This window comes from Vibrio sp. VPAP30 (genome assembly GCF_001188205.1).
GTDB lineage: Bacteria > Pseudomonadota > Gammaproteobacteria > Enterobacterales > Vibrionaceae > Vibrio > Vibrio bivalvicida.
Genome location: NZ_LBLS01000013.1, coordinates 56,305 through 70,471, shown reverse-complemented (window position 1 = coordinate 70,471; position 14,167 = coordinate 56,305). Strand labels below are relative to the sequence as shown.

The 14,167-nt window shown below is 43.9% G+C and carries 10 protein-coding genes and 3 tRNA genes; 11 read left to right on the top strand and 2 right to left on the bottom strand.

Annotated elements, in window-relative coordinates; all coding sequences use genetic code 11:
• Positions 1–13 precede the first annotated feature (13 nt).
• From ZX61_RS02200 to ZX61_RS02150, 11 genes are all read left to right on the top strand, one after another.
• Positions 14–1,507 carry a CoA-acylating methylmalonate-semialdehyde dehydrogenase gene (locus ZX61_RS02200; RefSeq protein ID WP_049843083.1) on the top strand — a complete coding sequence of 498 codons (1,494 nt, stop codon included), beginning with the start codon at positions 14–16 and terminating at the stop codon, positions 1,505–1,507.
• A 9-nt stretch (positions 1,508–1,516) separates the two neighbouring features.
• Positions 1,517–2,671, top strand: a complete 1,155-nt coding sequence (locus tag ZX61_RS02195) for an acyl-CoA dehydrogenase family protein (protein WP_049843082.1) — start codon at positions 1,517–1,519, stop codon at positions 2,669–2,671.
• A gap of 11 nt (positions 2,672–2,682) precedes the next feature.
• Complete coding sequence (locus tag ZX61_RS02190; RefSeq protein ID WP_049843081.1) at positions 2,683–3,471, top strand: enoyl-CoA hydratase; 789 nt, start codon at positions 2,683–2,685, stop codon at positions 3,469–3,471.
• 17 nt (positions 3,472–3,488) lie between these two features.
• Positions 3,489–4,619, top strand: coding sequence for an enoyl-CoA hydratase/isomerase family protein (locus ZX61_RS02185; protein WP_049843080.1), 1,131 nt, complete (start codon positions 3,489–3,491; stop codon positions 4,617–4,619).
• A gap of 44 nt (positions 4,620–4,663) precedes the next feature.
• Positions 4,664–5,569 (top strand): 3-hydroxyisobutyrate dehydrogenase, encoded by a 906-nt coding sequence (gene mmsB / locus ZX61_RS02180; protein WP_049843079.1) that lies wholly within the window; start codon positions 4,664–4,666, stop codon positions 5,567–5,569.
• An 11-nt stretch (positions 5,570–5,580) separates the two neighbouring features.
• The gene (locus ZX61_RS02175; RefSeq protein ID WP_049843078.1) at positions 5,581–6,339 is read left to right on the top strand and encodes an SDR family oxidoreductase; all 759 of its coding nucleotides are present in this window, start codon (positions 5,581–5,583) and stop codon (positions 6,337–6,339) included.
• Positions 6,340–6,584: 245 nt separating this feature from the next.
• Positions 6,585–8,897, top strand: a complete 2,313-nt coding sequence (locus tag ZX61_RS02170; RefSeq protein WP_049843077.1) for a methyl-accepting chemotaxis protein — start codon at positions 6,585–6,587, stop codon at positions 8,895–8,897.
• 97 nt (positions 8,898–8,994) lie between these two features.
• Positions 8,995–9,378: a HopJ type III effector protein gene (locus tag ZX61_RS02165; RefSeq protein WP_049843076.1), complete on the top strand. Its 384-nt coding sequence runs from the start codon at positions 8,995–8,997 to the stop codon at positions 9,376–9,378.
• A 166-nt stretch (positions 9,379–9,544) separates the two neighbouring features.
• Positions 9,545–9,618: transfer RNA gene (locus ZX61_RS02160), tRNA-Cys, on the top strand.
• Positions 9,619–9,680: 62 nt separating this feature from the next.
• Positions 9,681–9,767 (top strand) — tRNA-Leu (locus ZX61_RS02155).
• Between the two features lie 49 nt (positions 9,768–9,816).
• A tRNA-Cys gene (locus tag ZX61_RS02150) sits at positions 9,817–9,890 on the top strand.
• A 72-nt stretch (positions 9,891–9,962) separates the two neighbouring features.
• Here the strand turns inward: ZX61_RS02150 and ZX61_RS02145 are convergent.
• Together ZX61_RS02145 and ZX61_RS02140 are read right to left on the bottom strand one after the other, a co-directional pair.
• Positions 9,963–12,362 carry a hypothetical protein gene (locus ZX61_RS02145; protein WP_049843075.1) on the bottom strand — a complete coding sequence of 800 codons (2,400 nt, stop codon included), beginning with the start codon at positions 12,360–12,362 and terminating at the stop codon, positions 9,963–9,965.
• A 119-nt stretch (positions 12,363–12,481) separates the two neighbouring features.
• Positions 12,482–13,717 (bottom strand): alpha-xenorhabdolysin family binary toxin subunit A, encoded by a 1,236-nt coding sequence (locus ZX61_RS02140; RefSeq protein WP_049843074.1) that lies wholly within the window; start codon positions 13,715–13,717, stop codon positions 12,482–12,484.
• Positions 13,718–14,167 lie beyond the last annotated feature (450 nt).

The following is a 14,167-nucleotide window of genomic DNA, read 5'->3' as shown; positions in this document are numbered from 1 at the left end:
AAAGGAAAACACAATGACACAGTTAGTCTCTTTATTTATCGGCGGCGAATTTTGCCAATCTGAAACCAGCGAATGGATTGATGTAACTAATCCTGCTACCAATCAGATCATTGCCGAGCTTCCCTGTGCAACAGAAGATGAACTGGAGCGAGCAATTCGTAGTGCAGAGAGCGTTTTTCATCAATGGAAAAATGTCGCTGTCTCTGAGCGCGCCCGCGTCATGCTTAGGTATCAGCATTTGTTAAAAGAGCACCATGATGAGCTCGCGATGATTTTGTCTAAAGAGACAGGCAAAACGACTGTTGATGCCAAAGGCGATGTTTGGCGTGGTATTGAGGTGGTCGAGCAAGCGGGGAATATTGCCAGTAACATGATGGGGGAAACGGTTGAGAACGTCGCTACAGATATTGATTCCTACTCACTGATTCAACCTTTGGGTGTGTGCTGTGGGATTACCCCGTTTAACTTCCCTGCGATGATTCCTTTGTGGATGTTCCCACTTGCGATTGCGGCTGGTAATTCCTTTGTTCTTAAGCCTTCAGAGCAAGTCCCTTTAACCGCAATGCGTCTCGCTGAATTGTTTGAGCAAGCCGGTGCGCCCAAAGGTGTGCTGCAAGTTGTGCATGGCGGCAAAGAACAGGTGGATTACTTACTTGAGCACCCAGTCATTAAAGCTGTCTCATTTGTTGGTTCAGTTGCGGTTGCTCAATATATCTACCATACAGGTACCGCGAACAATAAGCGCATTCAAGCCTTTGCAGGGGCAAAAAATCATATGGTTGTCATGCCAGATGCCAATAAATCTCAGGTAATCAATAACCTTGTGGGATCTTCAGTGGGGGCGGCGGGGCAGCGCTGCATGGCGATTTCAGTCGCGGTGTTCGTTGGTAATTCAAAAGAGTGGATTGGCGATTTAGCTGCAGAAATGTCAAAAGTAAAACCAGGAGCGTGGAACGATGAGCATGCAGGCTACGGGCCTCTAATTAGCAAACAGGCCAAACAGCGTGTGTTAGGTTTGATCGAAGAAGGCAAAACACAAGGAGCAAAATGCGAACTTGACGGAAGCCAGTGTACTGTTGACGGCTATCCTGATGGTAACTGGCTAGCGCCAACGTTATTTAGCGGTGTGACGACTGATATGTCTATCTATCAACAAGAGATTTTTGGCCCAGTGCTGGTGTGCTTAGAGGTTGAAACCCTTGAAGATGCTATCGAGCTAATTAACAATAACCCATATGGGAATGGCACGTCTATTTTTACTGCCAATGGTGCAGCGGCGAGAAAATACCAGCATGAAATATTAGTCGGGCAAGTTGGGATTAACGTCCCAATCCCAGTTCCGCTTCCGTTCTTCTCTTTTACCGGTTGGCGTGGCAGTTTTTATGGTGATTTGCACGCTTATGGCAAGCAAGCGGTGCGTTTTTATACCGAAACCAAGACCGTCACCGCACGTTGGTTTGATGACGACATTCCAACTGGGCCAAACATGACGATTCAACTTCGATAAGGAGGGGATATGAACTTCGAACTCAATGAAGATCAAAGAGCCTTCGCGGATACCGCCGCGCAGTTTGCAAGAGAAAAGCTGGCACCAAATGCTTCAGAGTGGGACGAGCAACAAATCTTCCCCAAAGAGGTTCTGGGTCAGGCGGGCGAGTTAGGTTTTCTCAGCCTTTATACTCCTGCGGATCAAGGGGGACTGGGCTTAAGTCGCCTAGATTCCTCAATTATATTTGAACAACTTGCGATGGGATGTACTTCGACCACAGCCTTTATGACTATTCATAACATGGTGACTTGGATGGTAGGCAGTTTCGCAAGCGATAGTGTCAAAGAACAGATGTGCCCAAAGCTGATAAGCGGTGAGTGGCTTGGTTCGTACTGTTTAACTGAACCTAATGCTGGGTCTGACGCTGCCTCTCTTACTACCAGCGCTAAACTGACTGAGCAAGGTTACGTTATAAATGGATCTAAGGTGTTTATCTCTGGTGCCGGAGAGACCGATATGCTGGTTGTTATGGCGAGAACAGGTTGTGAAGGCGCCAAAGGAGTTTCAGCGTTTGTTGTTCCAGCAAATAGTGAAGGAGTCAGCTATGGACGCAAAGAACCCAAAATGGGTTGGAACTCACAGCCAACACGCAGTATTACTTTCGAAAATGTGGTCGTTCCCAAAGAATATTTGCTGGGTGAAGAAGGGCAAGGTTTTGTACTTGCAATGAAAGGGCTAGACGGTGGTCGAATAAATATCGCGACTTGTTCGGTCGGGACTGCTCAGCAAGCATTAAATCACGCGATTCAATATGCCAATGAACGCCAGCAGTTTGGTAAACCTATTGCGCACTTTCAAGCGCTTCAATTTAAGCTAGCCGATATGGTGACAGAGCTGGTCGCTGCTAGGCAAATGGTGAGACTGGCAGCCAGTAAACTTGATAACGGTGACTCTGATGCAACTGCGTACTGCGCAATGGCAAAACGCTTTGCTACCGATGTGGGTTTTAAGGTTTGCGATCAGGCACTCCAAGTCTATGGGGGCTATGGTTATATCAAAGAGTACCCAATGGAACGTCACTTTAGAGACGTAAGAGTGCATCAAATTTTGGAAGGGACTAACGAGATCATGCGAGTCATTGTCGCTAGACATCTTTTAAGTGAAGGTTCAGAAATTCTCTAAGGAAAGAGCTTATGTCACAGCAAGCAACTAACCCTATCGAATACAAGATACATAACCACGTCGCTGTACTGACAATGAATAACCCGCCTGCAAATACATGGACGAAGCAGAGTTTACAGCAGCTCAAAGAATTGGTTATCGCACTCAATCGTAATTTGGATGTTTATGCGTTAGTGCTGACCGGGCAAGGGAAAAAATTTTTCTCTGCAGGCGCTGATCTTAACTTATTTTCCTCGGGGGATAAGGAGGTTGCGGAAGGTATGGCCAGTGCGTTTGGTGAAGCGTTCGAAACACTCAGCGCGTTTCGCGGTGTGTCAATTGCTGCGATTAATGGCTATGCGATGGGAGGCGGCTTAGAAGTCGCGCTCGCTTGTGATATTCGAATTGCCGAAAAGCAAGCCAAACTGGCACTACCAGAAGCTAAAGTAGGTTTGCTGCCGTGTGCTGGTGGTACACAAAATCTTACAGCTTTGGTTGGCGAAGGGTGGGCGAAGCGAATGATTTTGTGTGGTGAGCAAGTTAGTGCGGACAAGGCATTTACTATCCGTTTAGTTGAAGAGGTTGTTGAACAAGGAGAGGCACTAACTGTCGCGATTAAATTGGCAGAAATGGTTGCCAATCAATCGCCACCTTCCGTTTCAGCGTGCAAAGCTCTGATTCAGAATGCTCGCGCAAACCCCATAACAGACGGGCTTGTGAAAGAGCGCGAGCTATTTATTCACCTATTTGATACACAAGATCAGACTGAGGGCGTTAACGCCTTTTTAGAAAAACGTCGCCCAGAATGGAAAAACAAATAGGTTCAGGAGGAAGCTATATGAGTGATTCAGTCCATTTTGCGGAGCTGCCCTGTAGTGACAGTGCGCATAAAATAGCGGTTGTCACACTAGACAATGCACCATCGTTAAACGCGTTGTCAGTGGATATGCTAGCGAGTTTGAAACATCAACTGGATAAATGGCATGAAGATGAAGCCATTGTATGTGTATTGTTAGAGGGAGAGGGGGAAAAAGCGTTTTGTGCTGGCGGGGACGTTCGTACCATGTACAGCGTGATGAGTGGATCGACTGAAGAGCAGATTCAAGATTTTTGTTCACATTTTTTCGCTGTCGAGTATCAATGCGACTATCTTATCCATACCTACTGTAAGCCCATTATTGCTTGGGGTCACGGAATAGTAATGGGTGGAGGAATGGGACTTTACATGGGGTCAAGTCATAAGGTAGTGACTCCTAACTCTCGCCTTTCTATGCCAGAAATCAGTATTGGCCTTTATCCAGATGTCGGAGCCACTTGGTTTTTAAACCGTCTCGACAACGGGGTCGGGCTTTTTTTAGGCTTGACGGGAATGATGGTCAACGCAGCAGATGCGGTCGCGCTTCACTTGGCTGATCATATGGCTCTACCTGAGCACAAATCTACTTTGTTGCAGCAACTCCAAGTTGCCGATTGGGATTGTGTTGATGATGCTTATGAAGTGGTGACCGAGATGCTCGAGTCATTCGAATCGGATGTTGATGGGCATAAACCCAATGAGCAAATTGTGCCTTACCTCAATCACGTTCAATCAGCTTGCCATGCTGATAGCGCTATTCAAGTTGTCGATAATATTAAGGCACTCGCCTTTGGAGAAAAATGGTTAGACGTTGCCAAAAACAACCTTGTATCAGGCAGTGCGATAACCGCCCATATCTGTTACCGCCAGATGACGCAGTACCGACACAAATCCCTTGCGGAGTGTTTCCGCTTAGAGCTGAACCTTTCGGTGCGTAGCGCCCTGTTAGGAGAATTTCGCGAAGGGGTGCGCGCACGATTGATTGATAAGGATGGGACGCCTAATTGGCGCTATAAGAGTGTTGCTGAAGTAGAAGAAAAGGTGATTGATAGCTTATTCACCTCTCTTTGGTCGGATGACACACACCCACTGTCGCAGTTAGGTCATTACTAGCTCGCAACCTCTAGCTAGGTAAATCTAATATTTGGAGAAACGTCATGGAAACAATTGCTTTTATTGGACTGGGTAACATGGGTGCGCCAATGGCAATAAACTTGGTCTCTGCGGGCCAAAATGTGCAAGTGTATGATTTAGTGGAGAGCCTAACCCAAACGCTTGCTGAAGCAGGGGCAAAAGTGTGTGACTCATTAGAGAGTGTTGTAGAAGGCGCCGACGTGGTGATCACTATGTTACCTGCTGGTGAGCATGTGAGATCAGTCTATTTGGGAAGTGATAGTAACGAAGGACTTCTTAACGACATTCAAACAGGTGCCCTAGTCATTGATTCATCGACCATTGATCCTGAATCGGCTCGCTGTGTTGGGCAAGCTGCAAAGAGTAAAGGCATTTTCTTTACCGATGCCCCTGTTTCAGGCGGTGTTGCTGGCGCAAAAGCAGGCACTCTCACTTTTATCGTCGGTGGTAGTGGTGAAGCATTCTATAAAGCAGAGAAAATATTGCAGCATATGGGCAAAAATATATTCCATGCAGGTGAAACGGGCTGCGGGCAAATGGGTAAAATCTGCAATAACTTAATGCTCGGTATCTTAATGTCTGGAACCTGTGAAGCGCTTAACTTAGGAATAGACAATGGCCTAGACCCTAAAGTGCTCTCCAACATTATGTTGCAAAGCTCAGGTCGAAACTGGGCATTAGAACTTTATAATCCATGCCCAGGTGTAATGGAAAATGCGCCAGCCTCTAATCAGTACCAGCCTGGATTTATGAGTAAACTAATGCTTAAGGATCTTGGTCTTGGTTTGGAAGCGGCAACCAAGAGCCAATCCTCAGTGCCTATGGGGTCATTGGCACGCAATCTATACGCCTTTCACAATATGAATGGTAATCAAGAACTCGATTTCTCGAGCTTATTTGAGTTCTATCAGATCAAAAACCAGCGCTAAGGGGTAAAGCTATGGACTTGAAAGAAAGTGTGATTGCGATTACAGGAGCAGGGCAGGGTCTAGGGCAAATGATGGCGGTAACATTAGCCCATGCAGGTGCGGAAATGGCGTTGATTGATGTCAATGAAGAATCACTCAGACAGACTCAAGAGCAGTGTCATATGCTCGGTGTTAAAGCGTTAACATACCGCGCGGATGTTACCAGTGAACCAGAAGTTGAACAGGTATTTAGTGACATTGTCACAGATTTTGGTCGTCTCGATGGATTAGTTAACAATGCGGGTATTCTCCGGGACGGTCTACTAGTAAAAGTCAAAGATGGTCAAATTTCTAAAATGTCACTAGAGCAGTTTAATTCAGTGGTCAACGTCAACCTGATCGGAACCTTTCTGTGTGGGCGAGAAGCAGCTCTGCATATGATTAACACTCAAAGTAAGGGGGTGATCATTAACATCTCAAGTGTTGCTCGTGCGGGAAACATAGGTCAATCCAATTATGCAGCCTCAAAAGCGGCGGTTGCGACTTTGGCGACTACATGGGCAAAAGAGCTTGCGAGATTTGGTATTAGGGCTGCGGCCATTGCGCCTGGTGTGATTGAAACCCCGATGGCAGCTCAGATGAAACCCGAAGCGATTGCAAGGTTAGAATCAATGATTCCTGTTGGTAGAATGGGTGAAACGGCTGAAATTGCCAATACGGTTAAATTTATTTTCGACAATGATTATATCAATGGGCGAATCATTGAAGTCGATGGAGGTATCAGAATGTAGCGATAAAGACCCCGTTCAGCTAGGTTTAGCCCTTCCTTTAAGTAGTTAGTTTGAGAATATTTTTTAACAACTAATCGAAAAGTTTATTATTTGTGCTTACACTTATAGCACAGCATGCATATACAAATAATAACTCGGCTTGCTAGAGATACTTCATCGGAAGAAAAGTATTACTACAACGTTGTTTGGCGAGTTTCCTCTAATATAAACGAGCGGATAGGGACTATCTGTGAGGGGTTATCGTTATGAAGATTGCAACGAAAATAGTGTTAGCTTCAACACTATTATGTACTTTGGCAGTTGTCGCCACGGGGGTCATTGTAGGGTGGCGATCGTCCGGACTCTCTGAGCAAGCTCTATTTGAACGGGCAACCAGTCAGCTGATTTCTGTTCGTGAAATCAAGAAAAACGAAATAGAAAGCTATTTCAAACACATTAGTGGTCAAGTCGTGACAACCGCTAACTCCATTGGCGTCAAAGACGCAATGGTGGCATTTAGCGAAGCGTTTCAATCTTACCCTGTAGAACAAGTCTCAGACAGTGATATCAATAAACTCCGGTCATACTATCAGGCCAATTTTGGTGCGACGTATAAAGGGGCGAATGGTGGTGCCTCTGCGAACGAAATGCAAAAACTTAACGCACTATCTGCACGTAGCAAAGCACTCCAAGCCCGTTATATTGGTACCAATCCCAATCCTCTGGGGGAAAAGCACAACTTAATGAGTGACTCCTTGGGAACCGAATATGATTCTGTACACGCTACTTATCACCCAAGCGTTAAAGGTTTCCTCGAAGAATTTGGCTATTACGATATCTTCTTAGTGGATATGGAAGGGAATATTGTTTACTCGGTATTTAAAGAACTTGATTATGCAACGAATCTAAATACTGGTCCATATGCAAATAGCGGTATAGCAAAGGCGTTTAAAAATGCCTTGAACTTGTCAGCCAGCCAATATCACTTGGAAGACTTCTATCCTTATTATCCTTCTTATGAAGCGGCAGCTTCATTTATAGCTACGCCTGTAAAACAAGCAAACAAAACAATTGGTGTGTTAATCTTCCAAATGCCAGTCGATGAAATCAACCGTATTATGACCTTTAACGGCAACTGGAGCTTTGCTGGTTTGGGGGATAGTGGTGAGACCTACTTAGTCGGTCAAGATGGGTTACTTCGTAGTGAGTCAAGGTTCTTGATAGAAGATATTAATAACTATCTTGCGGCATTAAAATCATCTGGTGTTTCCAAGTCTATACTCGATCAAATTGAAGGTAAGTCTTCAGCAATTGGCCGTCAACCTGTTTCTACAGCTACATCTCGCTCGTCACTTAAAGGCCAAAGTGGTTCGGACATAGTGAAAGACTATCGGGGTGTTGAGGTACTTTCAGTCTATTCACCAGTCAATGCCGCTGGGCTTACATGGGGTATCCTCACTGAAATTGATAAAGAGGAAGCATTAGCTGACGTAGAAACCTTAGTTAGCTCTCTCATTATGACTGTGATCACTAGTATCATCATCGTTGTACTGGTTGCGGTGTTTATCTCTTATGTTCTGGGAACGAGTATCGCGAAGCCAATTATACTGGCGAGTGAAAAGGTTCAGTGGATAGGCAAAAACAACGATCTTACTCAGCGTTTAGAAGAATCAGGCAAAGATGAAATGACGGATCTGGCTATCTCTCTCAATACTTTATTTGCCCATCTGCAAGACATCATTGGCCAGTTTGCCCAGACGACGAATAACCTTAATAGCAACACACAGAGTATGGCGGGAAATATGAACACTACCCGTGAGTCTGTGGCTGATCAGAACCACAGAGCAGAGTCGGTGGCGACGGCAGTGAATGAAATGAGCGCATCTATTGCTGAAGTAGCCCAATTCGCAACTCGTGCGGCTGAGTTTGTAAGAAATGCCAATGACACCGGAAGTGAAGGTGTACAAGTTGGTCAAAATCTAGGTTCCGAGATTTCACGGTTAGATACTGAGATGACAACCGCTGTTGAAGCGATTCAAAGGCTACATACCGAGACAAATTCCATTGCTGAAGTATTAGATGTAATTCAAGGTATTGCTGAACAAACCAACCTTCTTGCTCTGAACGCAGCTATCGAGGCTGCAAGGGCCGGAGAACAAGGTCGAGGCTTTGCGGTAGTGGCCGATGAAGTACGCTCCTTGGCGGGAAGAACCCAATCGTCGACAGAAGAGATCCGCGAAAAAATTGAATCGTTGCAGCGCGAAACTCAGAGCGTGTCTCAAAGTATTGAAAGTGCCAACAACACGGTCTCGGAGGGAGTTACAACTTGTGATAAGAATACTCAAATGTTGGAACAAATTGTCAGCATGCTCAATGACCTCAACGAAATGAACATTCAAATTGCTGCAGCCACTGAAGAGCAGAAAGCTGTGACAGAGGAAATAAGTGGTAGTATCACCTCTATCGCAGATGCGTCTTCAGCCGTATCTATACAGGTACAAGATGTAGATGACGTATTGCAAGGCTTGTCGAGTGAAGCAGATCGCTTGAATGTCGAGGTTTCGCAATTTAAGTACTAAAGACTTCTAGCAACAAAAGCTCTTTCGATTCGAAAGGGCTTTTTTTCTTTGGATCGATGGCATAGACTCGAATCAACACAATTGGAGTAGATAACATATGGATCTGAAGCTATTTCTTGACACCCTTTCGCAGTCACCAGACTCTGTTCAGTTCGAAGATACGATGGCGATCATTGAAGCAAACTACATATTCACACCGACGGCATTTGTGAATGGCGAGATCTTAAATGATGCAAACCAAAACAATGGCTCGTGCAAAATTTTTTCCTTTGGCCTTCTTAATCAACTAGACCCAGCATCAACGCTCGCCTGTTTTGGGAAGTTCTACCGTGAAGATGTGTTAGGTAATCCTGACGGCCAAGATCACACCAATATTCGTAACTTTATTCACTTTGGTTGGCAAGGTATCAAATTTGAAGGTGATGCGCTTGTTGCCAAAAAGCTACCCAAAGCAGATAGGGTCGAACTGGAGGGGCTATAAGAGTTAACCAGAAGGAAAAATAGCCAAGCCAGATCAAACTCGCGCCATTTTGCTTTAAAACTCAGCAAACGAATTAAAAAGTGAGATTTTTGTTTGACTCTTATCGCCCAATCCGTAAAGTATGCAGCGAACGCAGCGGTGGGTAACCTAAAGCGTTGAAAGAAAAGGCGCGTTGGCAGAGTGGCTATGCAGCGGATTGCAAATCCGTGGACCTCGGTTCGACTCCGGGACGCGCCTCCATTCTTTTTAAAAATTTAAGATGGTGTTTATTGTTCTAAACGGCATCACAAAGAAATTTGTGTGCCCTGGTGGTGGAATTGGTAGACACAAGGGATTTAAAATCCCTCGACGTTCGCGTTGTGCCGGTTCAAGTCCGGCCCGGGGCACCATCTTTACCTTTACTGGTTCGATCAGCTATCAGGTAAAAACAAAATTTGAGGCGCGTTGGCAGAGTGGCTATGCAGCGGATTGCAAATCCGTGGACCTCGGTTCGACTCCGGGACGCGCCTCCATTCTTTTATAGAATACATTAGCCAGCGTATGCTGGTTTTTTTGTATCCATATGATTCGTTTCTATTCCTACATCAATTTGAACAACTTCTCCCGTTAGGTATCCCATTACCAGAGAACTCGACCCGTAAACGTTCGATTGAGTTTAAGTACTGATTGCTTTGAGTGTTACTTGCGTCAAAGTTATTGAGAGTTACGTTCCAGTTTGTGAAGGGGGTTGGTTCAAAGTAAGCATAAGCAAACTTGTCTGAGAGAGCCCCGTCGCTAATAATACTGACTTGGTTATTTGCTGCATCATCAAGACGATAATAGAAGGCTCTAGTTAAAGGGTTTGCGCTAAACTTGAATTCTTCTTGCTTAAAGCGATCATAATAATTGCCCCCGTTTGAAATACTTAAATTAAATTGTTGGCCATAGGGTAGGTTCTCACCTTCGATAAAGACTCGAATCTTATCAAGTCTTACGCGATCAAAAGCGCAGAATTGAGATTGTGACAAAGGAACATTGAAATTGAATTCGCCTGTTTTTGCCAAAGCTTCAATTTGCATAGGATCATCAATAACGAAATTGTCGATGTTGAAGTCCTGTGGCGCTGGTTGGAAACGGTTAAGTGCGTTGACATACTCGTTTTCAATTGCAGCTAGGTCAAACTGGTAATCTAGGTAGGATTTGTTCAGACTCGGCTTAATATCGCTATCCTTAAGCGCCCAGTACTCATAAGCTGCAACATAGTTCGATAGTGCAACGAACATTGGGCGTTTAAAGTGTAACGATACCCGCGCTAATTCTTGCTCAATGCTCTTAAGGGCTTCACCGTCTGTTGCGGCTTCAGAGATCAGTTTGGCGAGTCGATCTTTCTGGTTAATGGTGACCTTACGAGTAAGAAGAAGATCGACAAGCTTAGCTTGCTCTTGGACAAGATTAAGTTGCGATGCGTTGATGGCTTTACCCAACAGAACTTGCTTTTCGAGCTCAAGGAGATAAACGCGTGCACCTTTGATCCCAAGCGAATCTGCGTAGCGAAGGTTGCTTCTTACCTCAGTAAGCATCAGATCCCATGCAAGGTTGCTTTCATTTAGAGAAGGGACGGCAAAATCGAGTGAGTCCATAGTTTCAGAAATGCGTTGCTGCTTGATAGTGGATTTCACTTCATTGGTTAAAGAGGCAATACCCGCAACCGTTTTCGTAATGCTATCAATGATACCCGTAACGCTTTTAATATTAGTGACTAGATTCTTTGCTTTATCGAGTGCTTCAGGTGTTTTTGCAAGTTGCTCGGTGACGTCATTGATCCCTGAAAGGTTACCTGTAAATACGCCACTGACTGCGCTACCAATCTCAGCAATAGCCTTGAATATAGCTAAAGCTGCATTGAGCTGCTGCTGGGTTTTCCAAACCTCGACACCATAAAGATAGTTGCTGCGTGCGCTTAATGCTGTTAGCTCTTGCGTCTTATATTGAGCTTCAACCTCGGTAACACTGTCTAGTAATTTAGCGATGTTTTGTTCAGATTGCTTTACGATTGCATCTTGAGACTCTAGGACGTCATCGACATTTTGTAATGCAAGGCGTGCACTTTCAATTTTGTCTTCTACACGGCTATTCCTGTCGACAACTAAATCCCTTTTTTGCTCAAAAGCAACCATTGCTTCGAGGTAAGCTTTGTATTTATCTTGGTATAACGAGCGGTCTAGGTAGGGAATAAAGTTGTCAGATCGACTACTTAAATCAGTGAATTGTTTAAACGCGACAGCTTGTAGATAAAGGTCAGTTAATAATGGATCTTCTGTAACCGTGTTTCCCGCTTTTCGCATACTATGTTCTAGCCAATCCAGTAGCGCAATGCTCGTTTTGGGTTGCGTGTCATACAGGCTTATCGCCATATCGAAAGAGCGATTGGCAATATCGGAGAATTGCGTTTTCGCGAGCTGAATGTTTGCCGTTAGATCTTCAGCTAATTGCTGTTTAATGTAATGTTCTCCCGATAAAATAATCGATGTACCGTGTACGTTATTGGTATCAATCATATCTGCCGTGACAGTGCCTTCAGGTGTGAAAGCTAATACATTAAATGGTGTTTCCATTTCTTGGGCAATGACAGTAACGGAGGCCGCAGCCCCTTGTTGACCCAGCACAAATGTTGGAACACCGCTTCCAATAATTCGGCGAGCAAAGATCACGATGTTTTGGTTATTCATAACCAAATTAAAGTTTTCATTTACTTCTAAAGTGTCGGCGAAGATATATATTTTGGTCGGTTTTATTTTGTATAGATTCTGCTGGCTGATCCAATCTTTAAGGTTTACATACAAATCTGAAGTAGAGCGTGTTAAGGCGTTGTTTTGTGAATAGGGAGTGTTGAGCCACTCTGGGTATTCAGTGTTTGCAGGCAGGTCATTAATGCTAAGCCAGTCTGAGGCGATGACGCCGTTTGAGAGTGCGGCAGTTACTGCAAGTACAAGGATCTTTTTCATTTTTATTTCCTTATTTAGAGCTACCTTTGGTTTATTTTGGGTAGCCTTTCCCACACCCGACACATTTGCGCGGGTGGGGAAGTGAAGGACAGAGTCCCGTTATTGGTCTATTGGAGGGATTATTCGGCTTTTGCTATGTATGCGTTGTTGGCAAAAGTTTTGGCCTTATCACTGATACTACTCCAGTTTTGCTCCGCTACAGCGGTATTCGCCATCGCTTCGGCAGCTGCGCGCAGAGCATTGGATTGCAATATTTCAGTGCTTGATTCGGCTGCTTCAAGTGCAACTATGAGAGAATCAAAGTCCGTGTTCATCTTTTGCCAGTGTAGTTTCAGTTTGTTGACGTAAGGTATCGCGTTCTCGATCTTGCTTGAGATATAGTTAATGCTGTCAGTAGAACGCTTGTAAGAGTTGTATACCTTTTGAGTGGTAGAGAGCTGTGCTTCCAATACCTTAGCTTCGTCTTGAAGTTGATTGCGCAGCTTTCTTGCCTTTTCCGCTTTGTCACCATAAACACCCATTATAGGAACCGCGACCAACGGGAACCAAGCGTAAGTAACAGCAGTAGATGCGACTGTTACGTAATGGTTATAATCTTTGTTTAGCTGATTAATACGGTTGTTCAAGTCATTCACGCGCTGTTGAAGTTCGCTGCCATCGTCATCTAAGTAACCACTATGTGTGCTCTTAAGTACTTCTAACTGGAGCTTCTGTTCTTCCATTTTCGCGGCGAATGCAAGTAGATCCTCGCTGGCTTTTTCTACTTTCTTGTGGTTTTCTACAGAAAAGTTCTTGAGAGCACTTAGGTAAGCAATGGAGAGTTGACGAGCTTGATCGACAGCTTGCACATCAGCAGGCAGTGGCGAAAAGGATTTTGACAAGATTGTCGTTAACTGATTGCTTAGTGGCTGAATCATATATTTCTGAATATCGTTGTAGTTAGACAGTGACAGCGCCAAACCTACAATGCTTGGATAGAGATCTTTTTTCCAGTAAAACGCTTCAGAATGTACTTTGCCATATTGTTCAACAAGTGCTTTAAAATTTGAAAACGGTATATCATCAGAAATGTCGAAAGCAGACTTCATACTTGCTTCCGTAATGGGGAGTGATAGTGCCCCCTCGACGTAAGTTTGAATTTGGAACCACTCTTTCTGATTCAATACAAATTCGTCTGTCTCTAGGTCAATAAATGCACCGTTGTCCCCAATAATAGTGGAGTAACTGATTTGTCCGATTTGTTGTTCAGCCGAATTTGTTACTAGCGATTGACTAGACGTTGAAGCCTGTACTCCAGCAGCGATTAAACTTAAACAAATTGTGGATAAAAGGAGTGGCTTTTTTATGTACTTCATTCTAATACCTTATATTTATTCGCGCTCGCGCCTACCAGTTTATATTGTTTGGTAATGGTGAGGCTTATATTTATAGCAAGCTGTATGGTTTAATAGTTATATATTATTTGTGGTTTTTATAAATTCTCCCAATCAATGTTTTGGCTAAATTTATAGCAATAAAACTGAACTAAATGAGCTGTTCGTCACATAAGGGATAATTTGTTGATCAATATTTAAGCTGCTGATATTTAGTAATATTTAAATTAGTAAAAGTTAAATAAGTCGCAAGGGGCGTGACTAAAAGCTTTTGAGTGATCTTTATAATAAAAATATTATTTTATTTGATAGATTTGTTATTTTTAAATTAATGATGTTTTTTTGGAAAACGCACGTTTTAAATGGCTGTATGAATAAAGATAAACTCGAATGGAATTAAATCGACTTTAGACTTACATGGAGGGAATGACT

What these genes read in the sequence shown, in the direction of transcription:
- ZX61_RS02140 (WP_049843074.1), bottom strand. Translation starts at nt 13,717, where the DNA reads ATGAAGTACATAAAAAAGCCACTCCTTTTATCCACAATTTGTTTAAGT.
- ZX61_RS02190 (WP_049843081.1), top strand. Translation starts at nt 2,683, where the DNA reads ATGTCACAGCAAGCAACTAACCCTATCGAATACAAGATACATAACCAC.
- ZX61_RS02165 (WP_049843076.1), top strand. Translation starts at nt 8,995, where the DNA reads ATGGATCTGAAGCTATTTCTTGACACCCTTTCGCAGTCACCAGACTCT.
- ZX61_RS02170 (WP_049843077.1), top strand. Translation starts at nt 6,585, where the DNA reads ATGAAGATTGCAACGAAAATAGTGTTAGCTTCAACACTATTATGTACT.
- ZX61_RS02185 (WP_049843080.1), top strand. Translation starts at nt 3,489, where the DNA reads ATGAGTGATTCAGTCCATTTTGCGGAGCTGCCCTGTAGTGACAGTGCG.
- ZX61_RS02175 (WP_049843078.1), top strand. Translation starts at nt 5,581, where the DNA reads ATGGACTTGAAAGAAAGTGTGATTGCGATTACAGGAGCAGGGCAGGGT.
- ZX61_RS02195 (WP_049843082.1), top strand. Translation starts at nt 1,517, where the DNA reads ATGAACTTCGAACTCAATGAAGATCAAAGAGCCTTCGCGGATACCGCC.
- mmsB (WP_049843079.1), top strand. Translation starts at nt 4,664, where the DNA reads ATGGAAACAATTGCTTTTATTGGACTGGGTAACATGGGTGCGCCAATG.
- ZX61_RS02200 (WP_049843083.1), top strand. Translation starts at nt 14, where the DNA reads ATGACACAGTTAGTCTCTTTATTTATCGGCGGCGAATTTTGCCAATCT.
- ZX61_RS02145 (WP_049843075.1), bottom strand. Translation starts at nt 12,362, where the DNA reads ATGAAAAAGATCCTTGTACTTGCAGTAACTGCCGCACTCTCAAACGGC.